This window comes from Faecalicatena contorta, assembly GCF_021531995.1.
Classification (GTDB): domain Bacteria; phylum Bacillota; class Clostridia; order Lachnospirales; family Lachnospiraceae; genus Dorea_A; species Dorea_A contorta_A.
In genome coordinates, this window is sequence record NZ_JAFBIZ010000233.1 from 1 (window position 1) to 1,628 (window position 1,628).

Here is a 1,628-nt window from a genome sequence, read left to right on the forward strand (position 1 = left end):
AAGTTCCATTGTGACTTTAATATCTTTTTTTATAACAGCTCGGGATATGAAGTTTGATATTAGACCTGCAGTAAATATTTTTATTGCGGTATTACTATTGATTTTCGTTCTCATGTGGTGGAATGCGAATCATCAGAAAGATGTAAGATTGAAAATAAATAATACGAAGGTACGAATTCAAGAGGGTAATATTTTTGAACTGTTAGACAAAAAGCCCGAGGATCGGAAAGGCGAAATTAGCATTATTGCAGTAAACGATTATTATGATACAATTGTAGATGATCGCATTATTGCAAAAAAAACTTTACATGGACAATATATTGATCGAATTGTTCAAGATGGAAAGTTAGAAAAATTGGAACACACTATAGAAACAGATAAAATATTAAATAAAGAAGGTAATTGTGTAGAAGTTCCAAAGAGAGTTAAGGGGAGAAAGAAAAAGTATCCTATTGGTAGTGTAGTAGAATTTGAATCCTATGTACTTGCTGCGTTTACAAAATTTAATGAAAACAATAAAGCGTATTTGTCAGCTGAAGAATATACAGGCTTTTGGATGCGTTTTTGGGAAAATATTGATGAAATATATGCGGGGCGAACTATAAATATTCCATTGATTGGGGCTGGGATTGCAAGATTTAGGAATGGTAAACCTTCAAAACAAGAATTACTGGAAGTTATGTTGTGGTCTTTGAAGATAAGTGGATTCCACAATACATATGGAGATAAGAAAATAAATATTGTTATTTATAAATCAGATATAGAAGATCTGGACTTCTATCATATTCAACACAATCAAAGTTTTAGATAAGGAGGGGATGGAGATGACATACAGAACAAAAACATATATTGCGGCAGATTGGGATCATGATAAAGATGCAGTAGATCAACTTTATAAATGGAAGAATGGACATAAATGGAGCCTTGTCTTTCATGATGCACATGAATTAACGCAGTCTAGAGATAGTAGTTTGCCGTGTTCTATTAAAACTTCTTTAAAAAAGCGGATGGACGTATCAAAGGCATTTGTTTTGATAGTAGGAGATCATACAGATTCAGTTTCAAAGGGAAGTTGCCATTTCTGTAAGAGTTATAATAATTATATTGGGTATTGTGCAAAAGGTTATACCGTTGATAAACGAAGCTTTATTAAATTTGAATGTGATAAAGCGGTTGAGTCAGATATAAAAATTGTTGTGCTTTATAATGATTTGCGTGTGGATAAATCGAAGTGTCCATCTGCGGTTAGATATAGAGGAACACACGTGGCAATGGTGTATAAAGGTATAGACGGTAAATGTTACTGGGATTACAATGCAGTGAAGAAAGTATTAGAAACATAACAATAAAAGATCAGTTTATCCCGTCGGAGGATATTGTTATGAGAGAAATTTAGATAAATAAAGTTGAAAAGAATTTGCAGAATTGCAAGTAGAAAAAAGTAAATAAATGTGATATTATGTTAATAAGAGATTCTAGTATTAATCTAAAGACTACGTGTCTTTGGTTACTCTGAGTTGAGGTCAGAGAATGAATAATTGTTGACACTCGTTGCGATGTTAATAGCACGCAATGATGCCAGCATCCTTGCGCACCATTAACATCGCCTGCGCTTTAATGTAGAATCT

General features: G+C 32.9%; 2 protein-coding genes. Both read left to right on the plus strand.

Going from position 1 to position 1,628, the window contains the following annotated elements; all coding sequences use genetic code 11:
- A partial coding sequence (locus tag JQM82_RS15530; RefSeq protein WP_235251318.1) for a macro domain-containing protein occupies positions 1-811 on the plus strand: 811 nt, incomplete at its 5' end.
- A gap of 13 nt (positions 812-824) precedes the next feature.
- Complete coding sequence (locus tag JQM82_RS15535) at positions 825-1,343, plus strand: TIR domain-containing protein (protein WP_235251319.1); 519 nt, start codon at positions 825-827, stop codon at positions 1,341-1,343.
- Positions 1,344-1,628: the final 285 nt, after the last annotated feature.

Excerpts from the sequence above, each read along its gene's own strand:
- JQM82_RS15535 (WP_235251319.1), top strand. The coding sequence starts at position 825 with ATGACATACAGAACAAAAACATATATTGCGGCAGATTGGGATCATGAT.